The organism is Aquimarina aggregata, from assembly GCF_001632745.1.
Taxonomy (GTDB): Bacteria; Bacteroidota; Bacteroidia; order Flavobacteriales; family Flavobacteriaceae; genus Aquimarina; species Aquimarina aggregata.
This window is the reverse complement of record NZ_LQRT01000024.1, coordinates 139,722-159,903: the sequence shown is the minus strand read 5'-3', so window position 1 is coordinate 159,903 and position 20,182 is coordinate 139,722. Positions and strand designations below refer to the sequence as shown.

General features: G+C 32.1%; 14 protein-coding genes. 10 read left to right on the top strand and 4 right to left on the bottom strand.

Annotated features, from left to right (window positions below):
• Window positions 1–147: 147 nt before the first annotated feature.
• Together AWE51_RS15925 and AWE51_RS15920 are read right to left on the bottom strand one after the other, a co-directional pair.
• Window positions 148–1,707, bottom strand: a complete 1,560-nt coding sequence (locus AWE51_RS15925; RefSeq protein WP_066315281.1) for a fibronectin type III domain-containing protein — start codon at window positions 1,705–1,707, stop codon at window positions 148–150.
• 165 nt (window positions 1,708–1,872) lie between these two features.
• A complete protein-coding gene (locus AWE51_RS15920) occupies window positions 1,873–2,811 on the bottom strand; it encodes a helix-turn-helix domain-containing protein (protein ID WP_066315279.1) in 939 nt (312 codons plus the stop codon).
• Between the two features lie 203 nt (window positions 2,812–3,014).
• On the opposite strand from AWE51_RS15920, the gene AWE51_RS15915 reads away from it, so the two are divergent.
• Both AWE51_RS15915 and AWE51_RS15910 read left to right on the top strand, forming a co-directional pair.
• On the top strand, window positions 3,015–4,745 hold the full coding sequence (locus AWE51_RS15915) for an AraC family transcriptional regulator (protein WP_066315277.1): 1,731 nt from the start codon (window positions 3,015–3,017) through the stop codon (window positions 4,743–4,745).
• A gap of 145 nt (window positions 4,746–4,890) precedes the next feature.
• On the top strand, window positions 4,891–5,091 hold the full coding sequence (locus AWE51_RS15910) for a hypothetical protein (RefSeq protein ID WP_066315275.1): 201 nt from the start codon (window positions 4,891–4,893) through the stop codon (window positions 5,089–5,091).
• Between the two features lie 93 nt (window positions 5,092–5,184).
• Here AWE51_RS15910 and AWE51_RS15905 read toward each other — a convergent pair whose 3' ends face one another.
• A complete protein-coding gene (locus tag AWE51_RS15905) occupies window positions 5,185–8,034 on the bottom strand; it encodes a WD40/YVTN/BNR-like repeat-containing protein (RefSeq protein ID WP_066315272.1) in 2,850 nt (949 codons plus the stop codon).
• Between the two features lie 269 nt (window positions 8,035–8,303).
• Here AWE51_RS15905 and AWE51_RS15900 point away from each other — a divergent pair, with 269 nt between their 5' ends.
• The 8 genes from AWE51_RS15900 (at window position 8,304) to AWE51_RS15865 (ending at window position 18,492) form a co-directional block, all read left to right on the top strand.
• A complete protein-coding gene (locus AWE51_RS15900; protein WP_066315270.1) occupies window positions 8,304–9,596 on the top strand; it encodes an aminopeptidase P family protein in 1,293 nt (430 codons plus the stop codon).
• A gap of 157 nt (window positions 9,597–9,753) precedes the next feature.
• Complete coding sequence (locus AWE51_RS15895; RefSeq protein ID WP_066315269.1) at window positions 9,754–11,415, top strand: AraC family transcriptional regulator; 1,662 nt, start codon at window positions 9,754–9,756, stop codon at window positions 11,413–11,415.
• Between the two features lie 95 nt (window positions 11,416–11,510).
• Window positions 11,511–11,813: a hypothetical protein gene (locus AWE51_RS15890; protein ID WP_066315268.1), complete on the top strand. Its 303-nt coding sequence runs from the start codon at window positions 11,511–11,513 to the stop codon at window positions 11,811–11,813.
• Window positions 11,814–11,932: 119 nt separating this feature from the next.
• Window positions 11,933–13,381, top strand: a complete 1,449-nt coding sequence (locus tag AWE51_RS15885) for a hypothetical protein (RefSeq protein ID WP_066315266.1) — start codon at window positions 11,933–11,935, stop codon at window positions 13,379–13,381.
• Between the two features lie 58 nt (window positions 13,382–13,439).
• Window positions 13,440–15,335 carry a hypothetical protein gene (locus AWE51_RS15880; protein WP_066315264.1) on the top strand — a complete coding sequence of 632 codons (1,896 nt, stop codon included), beginning with the start codon at window positions 13,440–13,442 and terminating at the stop codon, window positions 15,333–15,335.
• Between the two features lie 33 nt (window positions 15,336–15,368).
• Window positions 15,369–17,225 carry a hypothetical protein gene (locus AWE51_RS15875; protein WP_066315263.1) on the top strand — a complete coding sequence of 619 codons (1,857 nt, stop codon included), beginning with the start codon at window positions 15,369–15,371 and terminating at the stop codon, window positions 17,223–17,225.
• Between the two features lie 53 nt (window positions 17,226–17,278).
• The gene (locus AWE51_RS15870; protein ID WP_066315262.1) at window positions 17,279–17,920 is read left to right on the top strand and encodes a hypothetical protein; all 642 of its coding nucleotides are present in this window, start codon (window positions 17,279–17,281) and stop codon (window positions 17,918–17,920) included.
• A 197-nt stretch (window positions 17,921–18,117) separates the two neighbouring features.
• Window positions 18,118–18,492 carry a VOC family protein gene (locus AWE51_RS15865; RefSeq protein WP_082832476.1) on the top strand — a complete coding sequence of 125 codons (375 nt, stop codon included), beginning with the start codon at window positions 18,118–18,120 and terminating at the stop codon, window positions 18,490–18,492.
• Here AWE51_RS15865 and AWE51_RS15860 read toward each other — a convergent pair.
• Window positions 18,489–19,874, bottom strand: a complete 1,386-nt coding sequence (locus AWE51_RS15860; RefSeq protein ID WP_082832475.1) for a cytochrome-c peroxidase — start codon at window positions 19,872–19,874, stop codon at window positions 18,489–18,491. The genes AWE51_RS15865 and AWE51_RS15860 overlap by 4 nt on opposite strands.
• Window positions 19,875–20,182: the final 308 nt, after the last annotated feature.

Sequence of the window (20,182 nt, the reverse complement as noted above, 5' to 3'; positions counted from 1 at the left end):
TGTTATCTATTAAGTTTTGGTATGATATGCTTCATAAAAAGAATCCCCATTACCGATATGTTAATGTTAGGTAATGAGGATTCGCGGGTAATGAAAAGCAATTGGACAAAAAACTCAATCATTACATATTTCCAAAGTTGTGTTTACTCATTCCAGCTTTAATACCCAATAGTTAAAATCAGTAACGGTTCCCTCTCCAACACCCATAATATTAGATATTGTACCCGCCGTTATAAAACCATCATCTAAAGTTTGTTCTATAGAAAATGCATAATCATTTCCTTCGCCACCTAGATTCTTTTGCCAAATAATTTCTCCGTTAGATTGTAATCGTAAAATCAAAAAATCAAAAGCCCCGTTATTCTCTTGTACATCAAGATCTGACGAGTTAGAGCTTCCTACGGCTATATAACCTCCATCTGTGGTTTCTTTAATATCATTTATTCCATCAGAACCAGAACCACCAATATTTTTTTTCCATTGCATATCTCCAGCGTTATTGGTTTTGATAAGTACGCCATCTCTACCCCCATTGTTTTCTAAAAAATCTCCATCACTAGACATAGAATACCCAGCAACGATATACCCGCCGTCTATGGTTTGTTGCACAGACGTGGCCTCTTCATTCTCAGAACCACTATATGTTTTTTCCCAGTCAAGACCACCTTCATCATTAAGTTTTGCTATCCATATATCTCTTTTATTATCGCCGGTTTCTGTGTGACCAGCAATAATGTACCCTTGATCTGTAGTCTGATCTATTGCAAAAGCTAAGTCTCTTTGTGGACCACCTAAATTTGTCTCCCACGAAACATTTCCTAGTTGATCTAATTTTACGATCCATGCATCAGATTGTCCATTCACATCAAATTGATCCGAACTTGTAAACCCTACCGCGACGTATTCTCCTGTTGATGTTTCAATAATAGCTTCTAAAATATCATCTTTATTTCCTCCTACATTGGTCTCCCAACTTATATTTCCAGAAACATCTAATTTTACAATCCAAAAATCACGCATTCCATTATTTCCAGAAACATCCTGGTCTGTAGATGAAGAAAATGCACCAACAATATACCCTCCATCTGTGGTTTGTTTAAGATCATGAATCGTTTCATTACCACTACCTCCAAAATTAACATTCCAAATTATGTTACCAGATTCATCCAATTTGACCACCCAACAATCTTTTTGACCATTATTACTGGTAACATTACCATCTGTAGACTCAGATGTACCGCCTATTAGATATCCTCCGTCATTCGTTTGAATCACCACATATCCGTCATCATCTGAGCTTCCTCCGAGGGATTTTTGCCATGCGGTAGTTATACCAGTATCCACTATTTCGTTAGTAGTCACTGTAAATTCATTTTTTGACTCTCCATTTTTACCATCCAATGCGATTACAGAGCCTGTGTACTTAGTTTTAGGCAAAAGTTCTTTTAAGAGGTATTCGGTTTTAGTAATTGAAGTAACTATTTCATTTCCTTCTAAGATAACTGTGTATGTAACAGGGTCGCCATCAGGGTCTATTGCTTCACTCCATTTTAATAACGCACTATTAGTAGTGGTTTGACTCACTTCTACCAAAAAATCTTTAGGGCTTTGATTTTGTGGCGCAGCTATTGTTTCATCATCATTATTGCATCCAATAATTGTTAAGCTTATAAGTATAAACGCATATAAAAAATCATTCTTTTTCATCTTATTCTTATTTTATTTTCTGAAGTAATTCAACCCTCATAAGGATATTCATAATACCCTTATGAGCGTTGAATATCCTTATTGAGGTAATCTTAAAATAAAGGTAATTAGGGTTGTAAGGAGAAGTATCCAGAAATTTTGAATTTCAAAGAATTCGGACTTTTTTTAAGCTGATACTCTATATTCTTTTGGAGAAATGCCTGTTAGTTTTTTGAAAGCGCTATAAAAAGTAGATTTTGAATTAAATCCGGATTCTAAGGCAATAGAGATGATGGTATAATGTACAAAATTTGGGTTTTTTAATTTGCGTTTTGCATCCTCGATTCTAAATCGATTTACATAATCTGCAAAATTATAACCGCTAAGTTTGTTAACCAACTGGGATAGATAATTACCACTAATTTTTAGTTTCTTGGCCATACTATCCAATCCTATATTTGGATCTCGATACATTTTTGCTTCTTTCATTAAAAAATCAAGTTCTTTAAAATATTCATTCTCTTTGTTGATAACAAAGCTTCCTTTGCCATAAATCTGCTCCAATTTTTTACTCAATAGTTGTGCTACAAGTCTAAATAAAAATATATGATTTTTATTAAAAAAGTTTTTCTTTGAATGCTCAGAATCCAGAACTCCTACTACGGTATCATTGACAATAATAGGAACTGATAGTTCTGACATTCGATACCCATCGTCTACAATATAATTAGGGTATTGTGTAACATCTGCTATGCACAAATATCTTCCTGTTTTGACTACTCGCCCTACCATTCCCGTACCAACGTGGATCTTAATAGGACTTACTACTTTTTTTTGCCCATTATTTTTATATCCATAAGCTGCTTTTTGAATTAAAAACTCGTTGTTTTTATCGATCATATAGATCACGCAATCCTCTAATTTAAGCTGTGAAATGCAGTTCTCTACAATATCCCAGAGAATATCGTCAAGATTGTTTTTTTTAAATAATGAGGTTGCAAAATAATTAAGCACAGTGATTGTCTCTCTAGTTGCATATTGAGTCATCCAGTGATCTTGAGAAAAGACAAAATCGCGATCCAATATATCCAAATGCCCTACTTTATTTTGTTTTGTTTTTGACATGATTGACTTTTTTATCCAAGCCAAATATAGATCGCTAATCCCTTCAAAAACAAATCAAACTTATCGAAATTCGTAGAATTCCAGATAATAAAATACAATTCAAATAACTGATTATCAGATTCTTATTGTCATTGTGTGTGAAAATTCAGAAAATCCAGAAAATCATATCTTTATAGCTTATATTTGATACGTATTACCTCAAAATGTTGTTAAGAATTAAACCAACATATCGTTTATTAACTACCATCGTATTAGTATTTACTATACTAAATTGCTATACTAGTTTTGGACAAAATTTAATTAATAGTTTTACGATTCCTGATTCGTTACAACAATCAAGTTTTGATGATTTATATAATGACTTTAGTAGTACTTGGTCAGATACCTTAACGTCAAAAATATATTTACATACCTATCTAAAAAAGGCTCAACTAGAAAATAGCCAAATAAAAATGGCACAAGCTTATTGCTTACTATCTCATTACTGCGAAAAAGAATCTGAAAAATTACGATTTCTAGATCTTTCTATTGTTTTAAGTAAAGGACTTGGTGACAAAAAATACCCAATGCAAGCCTATTCTTTTAAAGCGGGACATTATCTAAAAAAAGGTAGATATACATTAGCCCTAGATGATTACCTTAAAGCACTTGCTATTTCAGAAAAATTCGAAGATACAGAATACACCTATATCACCAAATATAATATTGCACGTGTCAAAACCGCGATCGAAAAACATAAAGAAGCACTTCCTCTTTTTAAAGAAAATTTTGATCATAATAGTTCAAAGTCCCCTATTAATGACAGACGATATATAAGATCGTCTATTGCACTTGCAGAATCATATCGATACAATTTTAAATTAGATTCTGCCACTACTATAAATTATAAAGCCACTCAAGAAGTAGCTAAATCTGAATATAATTTTAACAGGTTCCAGGGAAGGATTAGTATTAACGAAGGGATAAATCTCTTTTTCAAAAAAAAATACAATGTAGCCCAAGATAGTATTGAAAATGGGTTAAAATTATTAAATACGCAAACAGCCGAAAATAAAAAAACTTTGATCCTAGCTTCATTTTACCTTGGTAAACTTCAGTTATTGAAAGACAATAAAGCAGCTGCTCAAAATTATTTTAAAAAGACAGACTCAATTTTACAACATGAAATTATTACTCCTTTTGAAGTAAGGGAAGGATACGAGCACATGATTACCTTTTATAAAGAAAGTAACCAAAAAGAAACACAACTTGAATACATAGGTAAACTGCTTCGATTTGATAGTATCTTTAATCGCGAAGCTTCTTCTGTCGCTACTACACTATTTAAAGAATTCGATACTCCTGCATTACTTAAAGAAAAGGAACGACTTATCAATGAGCTTAAAGGAAATAATAAAAATCTTAACCTCACCGTTTTCATATTATTATTTATCACAACTGTCATTGGCGCTTTTCTATTTTGGCAATACCAGAAAAGGAAATCATATCAAGAAAAGTTTGAACATCTTATTGACCAAAAAAACACACCAAAAATTAACAAACAAAAATCAAAAGATGATATCGGAGTTCCTAAAGAAGTGGTCGAAGAAATCTTACTCAAACTTTCTTCATTTGAAGAAAAAAAACATTTCCTCAAAAAAAACATCAGCACAACTTCTTTGGCAAAGGATATAAAAACCAATACAAAATATCTTTCTAAAGTAGTTAATCACTTTAAGCAGAAAAATTTTGCCAATTATATTAATGATTTAAGGATTAACTATGCTGTTCATCAACTTAAGACTAATCCTACTTTAAAAAACTATACCATACAAGGAATCGCTGAAGAAATGGGGTTTAATACAGCAGAGTCTTTTTCGTCTGCTTTTAAGAAAACAACTGGTATTAAAACCTCTTACTTTATAAAAAAATTAAGTGCCATAGACACCTTATAATACCATTTACTATTTGAAATTACTGGTATAATTTTATCGAAATTCACGGAATTTCGAACAACAACTCTCTGCTTTACAGGTGCTTCAATAATTTTCGTAGTATATTTACTTCGGGAAATAAAAAGTAATCGAAAAATCAACAATCATGAAAAAAGCAAAGAGCAAAAAGTTAAGCTTGCAAAAATTAAGTATCGCAAAATTGAATAATATGTCTGTGATTAAAGCAGGACACCACCGTATGAGTGATAGGCCAACTTGCGGTCCTGACCAAGTATTTTACATTTATACTAAAACTTGTAAGACAAAAGCAATAAACTGCACAAGTCCAACAATAATTGGTGCTTAATTAAATACATCAAAAAACACTTAAACAAAAAAGGTCATTGAAACGTATCAATGACCTTTTTTGTTTTAATGCTATACCGCATACTCATCAAGTTTATTGAACCTCGAACAGTTTTTTTTCACTTATGCTTTTGCTAGAAATCTTAACCGCATAATTTCCTATTGGTAAATAATACTTTCCATTTTTTCTTTTAGAAACTTCGTCATCAGGAAATTCTTTTTGTAGTACATCTTTTCCCTTTTCGGTAATCGTTAGGTCGTAGTTCACATAATTAAATCCTTTATCGGCCTTTACAGATAGTTCTTGTAACACTTTACCACTTTCTGTAGTAATTTGAACTGAAAAACTTCCTGCTGTAGTTGTATAAAACTGGATAGTTGAAGATGGTTCATCTGGTTTTAACCATTTGCTCCATGATACTCCCCATTGCTCTGACCATTTTATCCTTGACATTTCAAAAACATGAAGTTCTTTTTTCATGATTTCTGAATCAAGCAATTGTATGGCTTCAATATTTGTCTTATAAATACTTCGTCCATGCGTACCTAATATTAAATCTTTTGCTTTGGGTTGGATTACAAGATCATGAATTGCAACGTTAGGAAGTCCTTTAGAGAAAGCATGCCATTTTTGTCCTTTGTTTAACGAAACATACGCCCCGTTATCTGTTCCTAAATAAATTACATTCTCGTTATCTGGATCTTCTTTGATCACATTTACAGGAGACATAGGAATGGTTTCTCCAATATTTTTCCAAGTTTGCCCATAATTTTCACTTACATATACATAGGTTTTAAAATCATCCCATCGATAACCGTTTAGCGTTACATATACTCTTTCTTTTTTATGTGAAGAAGCTACGACTCTGGATACCCATAAATTCTTCGGAAATGTATCTGAAATTTTAGTCCAATTACCCCCTCCGTTTTTTGTTACATAAACCAATCCATCATCACTGCCCGTGTATATAAGTCCAAACTGAAATGGTGACTCTGAAATTGTAGCTAAAGTACCGTATGCTACATTCCCTTTCTTGCCACCTTTAGTTAAGTCATTAGAAATTGCTGTCCAATCATCTCCTTGGTTCATTGACCTCATTAACTTATTAGCACCCATATATAAAATATCCTGATTATGTGGCGATAATAGTATTGGCGTTTGCCAGTTAAATCGGTAAGGTGATTCTCCTAACTCATGTTTAGGTTGTATATAAGTTTGCTTATTTTTTGAACGATCTAGTCTAAAATAATTTCCGAACTGAAATCCTGTATATACTATATTAGCATCTCGAGTATCTATTTGCACTTGCATACCGTCGCCTCCCATTATGCTTTGCCAGGGGTAACGCCCACTTTGATGCCATGAATCATCTTCTTGCACTGTATTTGGTCCCATCCAAACACCATTATCCTGAAGTCCCCCATAAATATTATAGGGAGTTTCGTTATCTACATTTATATAATAAAACTGACCTACAATAGGTTGATTAGCTTTGATCCAATTTGCACCATCATCATAAGAAATATTCACTCCTCCATCATTACCATTTACTAAATGATTTGGGTTTTTTGGGTTAATCCATAAAGCATGGTGGTCAGCATGAACGTTTTTACCATTTATACTTGTAAATGTTTTTCCTGCATCTTTAGATTTTAATACAGGTACTCCCGAAATGTATATGTGATCTTTATTTGATGGATTTACTTGTATCTGAGCAAAATAATATCCATAACTATAAAAAATATCATCTAAAAAGTCTGTATGTGTTTTTTTCCAAGATGTTCCTCCATCATCTGTGCGATATACTTCTGCTCCTACGACAGGGGTGTCAAATAACAATGCGTTGGCATCTTCTAAATATTTGGCGAGATCTACAGGTTTTACAGTACCTCCTCTAACTAGTTGTTTTAAGTTATCTGCTCTGTATTTTTCCTGAAAGCCATTAGTCTTAAGAAATGCATTTAGTTTTTTATCCTCTAGATTTAAAAAAGTATCTGTGGACATAGTTTTAAAATTCTCTTTAGTCAATCTATCTCCATTCTTTTCTTCATTATTTTTCTTTCTTCTAAATTGATTATCATGTACGGCATATACTGTGTTCTCATCAAAAACGGCTAACCCTATTCTTCCAACTCCATCTCCGGTAGGAAAGCCACTATTTTCTAAAGAAATCTTTTGCCATGTACTACCAGCATCCATACTTTTATATATTCCTGACCCAGTACCATTTCCTCTAAAATTCCATGCTTTTCGATCTTTATCCCATGCAGCAGCATACATTGTTTTAAAATTATTAGGTGCATAGGCTAAATCAATAATTCCTGTTTGATTGTTTATAAACAATGTCTTTTTCCAACTACTCCCTCCGTCTGTAGTTTTGTAAATTCCTCGTGATTCGTTCGATGAGTATAAATGTCCCGTAACCCCTACAATAACCTCATCAGCATTGTTTGGATTAATAATAATTCTTCCTATATGATGTGAATCTGGTAGTCCAACATTTTTCCATGTTTTACCTTTATCAGTCGATTTTAAAATTCCAACTCCAGCATAAGATGATCTAGAAGAGTTGTTTTCTCCTGTTCCAACCCAAAGAATATCATTCTTCCAATCTACTGCAATATCTCCAACATTAATCGTCTCTGCAGTATCCAATACAGGTGCAAAAGTGGTTCCGTTATTAGTTGTATACCATAGTCCACCAGAAGCATACCCAACATAAAACTCTGTAGTATTATCTGGGTTTACATCTATATCTACTACCCGACCACTCATCACCGATGGCCCTATATTATGAAATGGTATGTTCTTGACTAAAGACTCTTTTTCTATTTTTTGTTTTTGTAACAATCCCTTTTTAACAAGTTCTGCATTGGTAGCTTCTTGTGAAAAAATAGAAATAGAAATAAAGAAGAGTGCTAATGATGATGTAAATATTTTCATTTTGATGGAAATTTAGTGCGTCGAAATAGGCTATGACTCCAAAATCAAAAAATTATCTTTTTAGTATTGCAGATTCCGACTTAGCTACTTTTGTAATAAATTTAAGCAGATGAAAGTAACTTTTGTTAATACAACCTCAAAATTTTTACATATTGTTTAACAATACATTCTTTTGGCTTTAGTATTTTTGGAAATCCTTAAAGGCTATATAAAATAAAATGTTTTTATAGCGCATTTTATCATACTTCTTAAAAGTAATATATAAACAGATGAAATACCACCAAATAGATTCAAACCTCTTTATTAAAAATCGTAAAAATTTTGCTGCACAAATGAAACCTAGTAGCATTGCTGTCTTTAACAGTAATGATATTTACCCTATTAGTGCAGATAGTATGATGCCTTTTGAGCAGCATAGAGATATTTTTTATCTAAGTGGTGTTGATCAAGAAGAAAGTATTTTAGTGCTTTTTCCTGATGCTCCAGCTGCTAAGCATCGCGAAATCTTATTTTTAAAGGAAACTAATGAGCATATTGCAATTTGGGAAGGCGAAAAACTGACTAAAGAACATGCCTTTGAAGTTTCAGGAATTAAAACAGTATACTGGCTTCAGGATTTAGAAAAGGTTTTTTTTGAAATCATGACGCAATGTGATACTGTATATGTTAATACGAATGAACATTACCGATCTCATGTAGAAACCGAAACACGAGAAGACCGTTTTACAAAATGGTGGAAAAATAAATACCCCGCTCACTCTGTAGCTAAAAGCAATCCTATTTTACAACGACTACGTTCTGTAAAAGATCCAATAGAAATTGATCTAATGCAGACTGCTTGTAACATTACTGAAAAAGGATTTCGTAGACTTTTAAGCTTCGTAAAGCCTGATGTTTGGGAGTATAATATTGAAGCAGAATTATTGCACGAATTCATCAATAACAGATCTAAAGGTTTTGCATACACTCCAATTATAGCTAGTGGTAAAAATGCAAATGTATTGCATTATATAGAGAACAATCAACAATGTAAAGCTGGGGATTTAATCTTGATGGATGTAGCTGCAGAATATGCCAATTATTCTAGTGACCTTTCTAGAACAATTCCTGTATCAGGAACATATACCAAACGTCAAAGAGCTGTTTATGACGCCGTTCTCAGAGTTAAGAAAGAAGCTACCAAAATGCTAGTCCCAGGAACTATATGGGCTGATTACCATGTTGAAGTAGGAAAAATTATGACTTCAGAACTACTTGGTCTTGGACTCCTTGACAAAGCTGATGTTCAAAAAGAAAACCCTGAATGGCCAGCCTATAAAAAATATCTAATGCATGGTACTTCTCATCATATTGGATTAGACACACATGATTACGGAATCCTTACCGAGCCTATGCAAGCTAACATGGTATTTACCGTCGAACCCGGCATATATATCCCTGATGAAGGATTTGGGGTTCGTATCGAGGATGATGTTGTGATACAAGAAAAAGGAGAGCCCATTAATCTTATGCAAAACATTCCTATTGAAGCCGAAGAAATTGAATCGTTAATGAATCAATAATAAGTGTTAATTAGAAACGATTATTTAAAAGAACTTTGAAATTTTCAGAGTTCTTTTTGTATTTATTAGGAATGCTTTTTATCATAAAAGTCAATAAAAGCAATATCTTTGAAAAATAGTTTACTTATTAAAAAGTATTCTTATAGCCTCCGTCAAAATGCAGAAAGTCCTATATACCATCTTTGTACTCTGTATTAATATCATATCTGTCTTTGCGCAAGACTCTTTGGATATTGATTTTTCATTATATAACAAAGTAGTAAACTCACCTCAAGATAGTATTACTAAATATAAAAACCTATCTAGAGAAGCCTATAGAGTTGGTGATCTAAATACTTTTAAAACGTACAGTGATATTGTTTTGGCAATTGCAATTGCCAATGATTTAGAAGAAATTAGGGTTAGATCTTTGGTAAACATTGCTATTTATTATCAACAAACAGATCAATACGAAAAATCGTTAGAGTCATACCTTGAAGCTGAAAAGCTAGTTACTGTACTACCTAATGGTTCTTATTTAAAAATCCTTATTGAAACTAATTTAGGGAATCTACACAATTCATTAGGTAATTCTGAGTTAGCGATTTTGGCTATGAAAAAGGCTCTTGAACTATCCAAAGATCATGATAATACTGAAGAGTTTGAAAACGTTGCATATAGCGTATTGGGTACAGCATATTTAAATCAAAAAAAGTTTCATGAAGCCTTGACGTACATGAAACTATCTAAAAAACTGGCGATTAAAATGAATCGTGATGATAATTTGATTAGAACAATGATCAATATATCCGAGTGTTATCTAAAGGAAAAAAAATACGAAGACGTCATTAAAAATAGTTCAGAAGTATTAGAGTTAATTACCAATAAAGAATCTATAGAAAGTAAAGCCTTAACCCAAATAACTATTGGTGCAGCATATATTGGTCTAGAAAAATACGCAAAAGCGCTAACTCCTCTAGAAGAAGCCAAAGACATTGGGGTTTCTGGAGGGTTTCTGAAAATTAAGATGGATGCTCATAACTATTTGGCACAAGTCTATGAGTCTTTGGGTAAGCTAAAAAAATCTTTAGGAGAACAAAAGGCATATACTCAAACCAGAGATCAATATTTTAAAACTTTATCTAAAGCACAACGACTCAAAGTTGAAAAAGAATCTGAAATCAAATCTGATATTATATCTCAACAACAAGAATCCATTGTATTTCTTAGTAAAGAAAAACAATTATCTATTTTTGCCGGAGTAGTTTTAGTTATTTTATTCATTGTGTCTTCAATAATTTATTGGAATAGACGTAGAAAATTAAAAGAAGAATCAATTCAACTTCAGGGAGATAAACTATTACTAAAAAGTGAAAACGAGGTTTTAAAAGACAAATTAAATACGATTGCTCTTACCAATCATAAACAAAAAATCTCTGAACAAAATTCACAATCTAAAGAGTTTAAAAAAACCTCATTTTCACTTCAAGAGCAAGAAAAGCATATGAAGAATGTTTTGGAATATATGGAAGAAAAAAAACCATATCTAGATCATGAAATTAAACAATCTGATATTGCCAAAAATTTAGATATGAGCGTTCATCTTTTCTCTGAGGTTCTTAATGCTTGTTTCAAAAAAAACTTTAATAGTTTTATCAATTTGTATCGAGTTGATCAAGCAAAACAATTGATGAAAAATCCAAGATATAAACATTACAAGATTTTAGCTATTGGATATGAAGCAGGGTTTCCTAGCAAGACTTCTTTTAACCGGGTTTTTAAAAATCTAGTAGGGCTTACTCCTACAGAATATCAAAAAAAACACTCAAACTCTCTTTAAATACAACAGGAAAGTATACGCCTCATTTTATAAGTTGAAACGGTTTAAACAGTATTTAATATTACTTTTCAAATCTAATATTAAATAAATTAAGCATGAACTTACTAAAAGTGCTTTTAAGTATACTTGCTACATTTGCTCTTCTTTTTTTAGGATTGTACATCTATTTTGTTCATTTTGCAGATCATGGTGCAGATGGGTTAGGCGGTTTTTTTATGGCTATTATTTGTGGTGGATTATTTTTAATCTGCCTTGTAAGCATCATTAGTATTCTATCTATTATTCTGTTTCCTAAAAGTAATAACGGTACTCGATTTTTTATTGCAACACTAAGTTCTATTATAGCTGTGTATATAGCTTTGGCTCTGACATTTCTTCCAACACTAGGTTTTTGGTAATACTCTGATTATTCGCAAAAACTACGTGTGCCATATTATAATCTGGTACGCTTTTCCAATACTACTCTACTACATTTGAGCAAAATAATTTGGAAAACAAAACCTAGATTTTATTAGTTATGAAAAATACTTTTATTAGATTTCTTTTGGCAACACTAGCCATAACCATTTTTTCCTGTAGCCCTGAAGATGGGGAAGATGGAACTAACGGTATTGATGGAATCGATGGAACAAATGGCGCAGATGGAACAAGCAACGGATTAGGAATTATTGCATTCTCTGCAGACGTCACTAATGAGGAAGCCGCCTCTATCATTGCCGAAAATGCCGGAAAAAATACACATACCATAATAGTTACCAATACCACTAATTTAACAACCTTAGATGTATCCTCGATCTCGAACTTGGTAATCTTAAATGTCTTTAATAATGAAAAATTACAAAGTATTTCATTATCCAATCTAGAATCTATTATAGAGTCGGCAACTATAAATAGCAACCCTGTACTTGAAAATATCAATTTTGAAAACTTAAAAACTTCATTAGGAAATTTTTCGATTAGCAATAATAATATGCTTAACACTATTAATTTAAATAACATTATTGATGCACAAAGGATTTCTATTTCTAATAATATGGCACTAGAAAATATTGATCTACCCTTATTGTCCAAAGTAGGTCTATTAACTATTTCAAATCAAGAAAACCTGACGAATCTAACGTTTCCCAACCTAATGGAAATATCATCATTTAGTTTTTCTAATAATGATATGATCGAAGAATTTAGTTTGCCAGAATCAATCACAACTGATCCTGAGAACCTTGGTTCTTTCTCTATTAATGGTAATCAAGCTCTAAAAACTATTGTATTGACAAACATATCCAATGCAGGTCGTATTTCTATAGGATCAAATCCTAATTTGACTTCATTGATACTAGATGACTTGGTATCGGCAAATTCTTCTATTAGAATTACTAGTAATATCTTATTAAATACTGTTTCTTTTGCTAGTTTACAAAACACGCTCTCCATTGACATATCTCGTAATGAAGCATTAGCCAGTATTAACTTTGATGCATTGCAACAGGTTAATAGTACTATTTCCATAATAGATAACGCTGCGTTGCAAGCACTATCTTTTCCTTTACTAACATTGGTAGGAGACGAGTTTAGAGGTCGTATTACTATGAGAGATAACGATCTTCTAAATACTATTTCTTTCCCTAATCTAGAGACTTTAGGCCAAATTTCATCTTCAAGTATTGATATTCGAGCTAATACTCTAGAATCTATTGATTTAAACAAATTAGCTGTTGTTACTGACTTTAGACTGTTTTCAACTACAACATTAACAACCGCAAACTTATCTTCTATTCAAGATTTTGATTCTATAAGTCTTAGTCGACTTGCAAGTACTGAAATTGATGGTTTAATCACACGATTGGTAAATATAACTCCTCTCCTTACCGGAAAAAGAATTTCTTTAAGAGGTACTGCATCCTCTCAAGCAATAACAGATATAGAAACTTTAAGAACTAATGGAAATACTATTAGTATTAGAGATTAACCGTATCAAAACATAGTTTGTAATAGTATAAAAGAAACAAAACATAGACTCATTAATTATGAAATATATATCCTTTAAATTTTTATTAATAACCATATTGATAACCACCTTTTCTTGTAGTTCTGATGGAGAAGATGGTATAGATGGTACCAATGGTATTGATGGTGTAAACGGAACAGATGGAACAGATAATGGATTTGGATATCTTGTCTTTTCTGGAGATATCACAAATGAAGAAGCCATAGCATTGGCAGCAGAAACTGCAGGTAAAAACACACATACCTTACTTATCAAAAATACAACCAACCTAACAAGCATAGAGCTACCCGAAATTACCACTTTAGTGAATCTTGAGGTGATTGGAAACGAAAACCTACAACGATTATCGCTACCCAATCTAGAATCTGCTTTCGAAGAAGTAAACATTCGCTCTAATAAGACATTAGAAATTATTGATTTAGCCAAATTAGATGGTAGTTTCGGGAGTTTTAGTATCATTGACAATACTGTCTTAACTACTATCAATTTTACTAACTTAAATACACTTACAGGCCTTAGAATTGAAGAAGTTCCTTTGTTAGAAAGCTTAAACTTACAAAACATTCAAAATATAGATTTTCTAACACTACAATCACTTCAAAATCTAACCTCAATAAATGCGGCATCTCTAGAAACAATTGATTTTTTAAGAGTGAGAAATAATGAAAAACTAACTACTATTGATTTTCCTAAGTTATCAACTTCTGAACGAATTGATATTACTAGTAATCCTGGTTTAGAAACGGTAAACCTACCTGCACTAACTGCTTCAAATACATATAACAGTAACTCTGTTTTTGATGAAGAGGATGATAGTGAGGTTTCTTTGATAAGTAATTCAAGCCTTACTACAATTAACCTTAGTGCTCTTACTAATTTTGGTGATATATCTATTAGAAATAATGAAAATTTAACCTCACTTAATACAGATGCCATTATATCAGCAGGGCGTATTTCTTTTAGTGCCAATCCTAAAGTACAAACAATTTCATTTCCTAATATGACCAGCTGTAATGGTGCATTTATTTCTGAAAATCAACAATTAACAAGTATTGTATTTTCTAATGTAACCCAAAGTACCAGAAGCATTCAGTTTTCACAAAATCCAGTGCTTACAAGTATTGATTTTTCTAAATTAAATAGTAGTGATGGAATTAGTATTTCTGGAAACGAAGAACTGATTAATATTGATTTTTCTGCTCTAGAAAATAATGAAGGAAGTTTATCTATGGGTACAAACCCAAAACTTTCGATTATTTCTTTTCCGAATTTAAAAACTTCTGAATCCTCCTTCTCTATAGCAAATAATGATGTATTATCAGAAATATCATTTCCTATGTTAGCTTTAGTAGGTGATCAAAGACGTTCTAATTTCAATATAGAAAATAATCCTTTGATAAATGAGCTTACTTTCCCAGCACTGCAGAAAATCGAACTCGGAGGGCTTACTATTTCAAATAATAGTGCGTTGACTTCTATATCGTTTCCATTATTAACTTCTGTTGGTAATGACATTACTTCGGATCTTAGGATAAGGAATAATAATCTCGTAAAGAACATCTCATTTCCAAGCCTTATCACAGTAAAATCTATTCGAACTATCGATATTTCTGAAAATGCTCTTGAGACTTTAGATTTTAGTAGCCTCAGTACTTTATTATTTTTAAATATAGATTCTACTGTATTATTAACACAAGTAAATCTTTCTTCTATTCAACAATTTTCAAGATTAGACTTAAACAGCCCTGGTAGATTATCTACCTCAGTAATAAATAATATCATCACAAGGCTAGTAAATATAACTCCCGCAATTACTCAGAAAAGAATTTCAATTACAGGAGTAGCATCTGATCAGGCCTTACTTGATATTGAAACACTTAGAACTAATAACAATACGGTTAGTATTAGAGAATAATTTTAAAAACACATAAAACTAAATCATTTAATTATGAAATATATATTTCTTAGATTTTTACTAATAACATTAGCTATAACTGTTCTTTCATGTGAAGGCGAAGATGGTATGGATGGTATCAATGGCGAAGATGGTGTTGATGGTGTTAATGGCAGTAATGATGGATTAGAGTTTTTAGTATTTGCCGGAGATGTAACTAATGAAGAAGCTACCCAAATTATAGCAGAAAATTTTGGAAAAAATACGCATACTCTTTTAGTTATTAATACTACAGAATTAACATCTCTGGAGCTTCCAGACATTACATCTCTTGTTAGACTAGAAGTAAAAGACAATAAAACCTTGCAAAGTATTGCGATTCCAAATTTGACTTCTGTTACTCAAGATATTGATATATACTCTAATGATGTATTAGCAAGTATTAATTTAGAAGCGTTAAGTAACGTAAGTCGTATAGACATAGAAAACAATGCTACATTAACAAATGTAAACCTGAATGCACTTTCGGGAATATCAGGCATTCAGTTTAGAGGAAATCAACTTCTAGAAACACTTGCTTTTCCTGTCTTAAAAGAAATAAACTTTCTTAGGTTGCGATCATTGCCTAATTTATCAAACTTAGATTTGAATACTCTAGAAACAGCCGGAAGCATAAGTCTTACAAGTACTAAAATGTCCTCTTTTATTTTGCCTAAGTTAACCACTTTAAGTAGTAGTTTATCATTGTCTAGTAATGAAGATATGATTTCGGTAGCTATTCCTTTACTAGCAAATAGTTCTGAGGATGGCGCAGATATTTCCATTCAAAGCAATACTAATCTTACAACAATAAATCTTGGAAATCTAGACAAAATTGAACGGTTTACTATTAGCAACAATCAAAATTTATCTCTTTTTGAGGCAAATGAGCTGGTAGCTATTACAAATAGATTTACCTTAAGCAATAATGAAAATCTAAGTTCTTTTTCACTTCCTAAGTTAGTAAGTATTCCATCTCTTACAATTTCTCAAAGTAATTTGCTAAATATAAATTTTGATGCATTACAAGAAATATCATTTATAAGTATCGAAGAAAACGAAAAATTAGAAGCACTAGGATTTTCTAGTTTGACTAAAATCGATAGGATCACAATTTCAGAAAATAAAATAGTAAGTAGTATCAGTTTTGATGCTTTAGAAACTATAGAAGGAAGTCTTACCATTAGTGATAATGAAAATTTAAAAACTATTATTTTTCCCAATTTGACGTCCATAAATAACAGTTTATCTATCGGCCTTAATACTGCTCTTGAAACATTATCGTTTCCTTTATTATCATCAACAGGTGGAGATAACCCAGAAATAAGGTCTAGCTTTTCTGTTTTCAGTAATACATTATTAAATAACCTTGATTTTCCTAATTTAGTAACCGTAAATGGATCTTTTGTGGTCAGTTCTAATAATGCGTTATCTACAATAGTTTTCCCGCTACTAACTTCTGTAGGAAATGATATTGCTAATAGTTTTATAATTTCAGATAACACCGTCACCAGTATTACTTTTCCAAATCTTGAACTTGTAAATAAGAATATACGAGAAATAAGTATTCGAGAGAATGTTCTGGAGATGTTAAACTTTACAAAGCTTGTTACTTTTAACATCTTAGATGTAGATTCTACTGCTATTCTAACTTCGGTAAACATATCCTCTGCGCAAGATTTTTTTAGATTAGAACTTGATAGTCCGGGTAGTCTTTCTAATGCAGCTGTAGAAAGTGTACTAAACCAATTAGTAAGTATAACACCCGCTATAACAGGAAAAAGTATTAGAATCAAAGGTGTGTTATCCGCACAAGCAATAACAGACAGAGATACACTAGTTGCAAATGGAAATAGTATATCTATTAGGTAGCATTATGTTTTAATTGTAGATATAATCGAAATGAAAAAACAAAATATATAATTATGTGGATATCTGTTAAAGAACATATTGTAGATGAAGAAGTATTTGAATTAAAAACTAACAATTGCAAATCTGGTAAGGTGATCTTACAATTGATTCGTCGAGATGTTAGAGTTTCTTTCTTTCTTTTTCCTAAAAAAGTTACACAAGTAATTTGCCATGATACTGGAAAAAAAATAAAAAAAGCCTTCTGGAATACAACTATAGAAACAACAGCAGAAGAAATGAGGAAAAAGCTAAAAGTTCCGATGTGGGGATATTGGAGTTTAGGTACAATTGCTTTAGCCCTTCTTCTTGCTGTTTCTATTGGTTTCTATTCAGAAATTAATAGCAATGCAGATTATCAGAAATCCTTTATGGCACAAAATAATAAACAAAAGGAGCTCATTTTACAAAAGTTAGCTATTGGGGATTTGGTATCCACTATGAATAAGGTCTATAAAATACAGTCTATAGATGATGAGAATCTTGTTTTAATTGAAAGTAAAAATCCTGTAAACGAAGGAAACTTTTCTAATGGATTAACTAATGAATCGTATCCCGAATCCTCTTTTACCGGATCAAAACTTAAAATCTCTAGATCTAAATTTATCACTGGGATTATCTCAAATACTGATATGATTCTTAATGTATTGGATAATTAAATCTAAACGATACTTTGTACTATACCTGTCAAGGAACTGCAGAAAAGATTCTTTAGCGACTTTAAGAGTGAAGTATTCACAAAAATAAAGCTTGAAAATCAATTGGTTTTCAAGCTTTATTTTTGTTAGTAAATAGAATATTTTTACCCTTTTCTTCGTTGAATATAAAAACCGCTCTATTGTAGTCTATGCAACGAATGAAAATTACAGCTGGCCATCAGCAAGCCATGCCCTATTTAGTCGTCGAAAAAGCCGAAGATTTTATCGATTTTATTAGAAAAATATTTCAAGCACAAGAAATGATCCGTACTCTTGATGTCGATAATCGCATACAGCATTCTGAAATTAAAATAGGGGATAGTACCATTTTGCTTACCGAAGCATCAATAAATTACCCTTCTCACCCAGGATCAATGTATGTATATGTAAAAGACACAGACCATACCTATTACGAAGCACTGGATGCAGGTGCTACTCCTCTTATGGAACCCATGGAAGAAGACCATGGTGCCAGAGGAGCGGGTTTCAAAGATCCTTTCGGTAACACTTGGTGGATTGCAACTTTAAATTAGTTACATCCTAAATCCACTTTTGATGTAGGGTCATTGTTTGGAAAACAGAATCCTGAATTTACAGCCGCCGGGACATATCGATCCAAATTTGGGTCTCTTAATCCATTTTCAATAAACAATGTGAGATTATCCATTTGCTTATTACTTAAGTTTATGTTTCCGAATTGAATTGCTAAGTTTTCTATTGGTACTTCATTACTTTGTGGTACACCATTACTTTTATATTCAATCACATCTCTAACCGAAGTAAAGGTACCGCCATGACCAAAAAATCCATTATCGACTAAATTATAAAGTGTTGGTGTTTTAAACTTATACTCATCTTTTGTCTTTTTAGTAAACCCACCTCGTCCCTTTTTAACATCATCAAAATTTACTCCAGCTAATACTATTGCCTGACTTGAATTATCAAAATCGCCCATCCCAAAAGCATAGAATTTTTTATCATTTAAAGCAGGACCAGTATGGCACTCATAACATTTTCCTTTGCCAAAAAATACTTTAGCACCTCTTTTTTCTTCCTTGCTTAAAGCATTATAATCACCTTTTAACCATCGTTGCCATGGCGAAAGATTAGGTAAAACTGTTCGTTCATATGCGGCAATTGCTAAAGCCGCATTATTTGCAGAATACCTTTCGCTTTCCAGTACATTAGGGAACGCATTATCAAACATTTCTTTATAATCAAAAGTGATTACAAAATTTTCATTTATCAATAATCTATGAACATTTTGCCCTTTGATCGCTTGAACTTCTACTCCCTGAAGTCCCGTAAAATTCTCAGGAATGTTAGTCCAACTTGCCTCTGTACCAGCATTTGTTCCTGTTCCTCCAAATTGTCCGTTCCACAACATTATATCCTGATAAGCCGAGTTTAATATAGTAGGAGATTTAAGTGGTTGTATATCTACTAGATTTAAAGGAGTTATCGAATTTATTATTCTTCCACTACCATTAGGACTAAATCCAGCTCCTCCTTCTCCCAAACCCTGTCTAAGGCCAGCACCAAATCCAGCAGCGGCATGATGACAAGAAGCGCATGAATACGTCTCTAGATTAGCAGATACTTTAGGGTTTCCTCCTGTTGCTGTTTCATGAAACAGCAATTTTCCGAGTGTTACCTTAGCATCAGTAATAGGGTTCAAAGGGTCTTGAGGTATATTGGGGTAATCATTACTTTCTGGCAACATAAAAAATGATGCTCCTACGCCGTTAGAGACACTGTCTAAAGCATCTAAAACTTGCTTATCTAATCCTATTGCTCCTGATGGTGGACCTGTTTTAGAAATGTCTATTATATCATTTGATTCTATAGCAACATAATCATCTTTTTCGCAAGACATTAAAACTAAAACCAGGATAAAAAAATAGCTTTTTCTCATCGAAATACATTTAAATTAAACACTAAAATTCACACTGAATGACGATGTACTATATTGCTAGGCCTCTAAGCCCCTTCTGACTAAATAATTTCTTAAATATATATTAAAAAATCGATAAAATACACCTTAAAAGGACTAACCGTAAAAAGTTTGCGTAAAAATAGTTGATACTTCTCGGCTCAAGAAAAAGATATACTGGTTATTCACACTGTACTAATTGTGTTCGAATGATTTAAGTCACAAAATCAAAAAACACCATAAGTACCTAAATTAGGTAAACAAATACTGTAAAAGTTCATAAAAAGCTT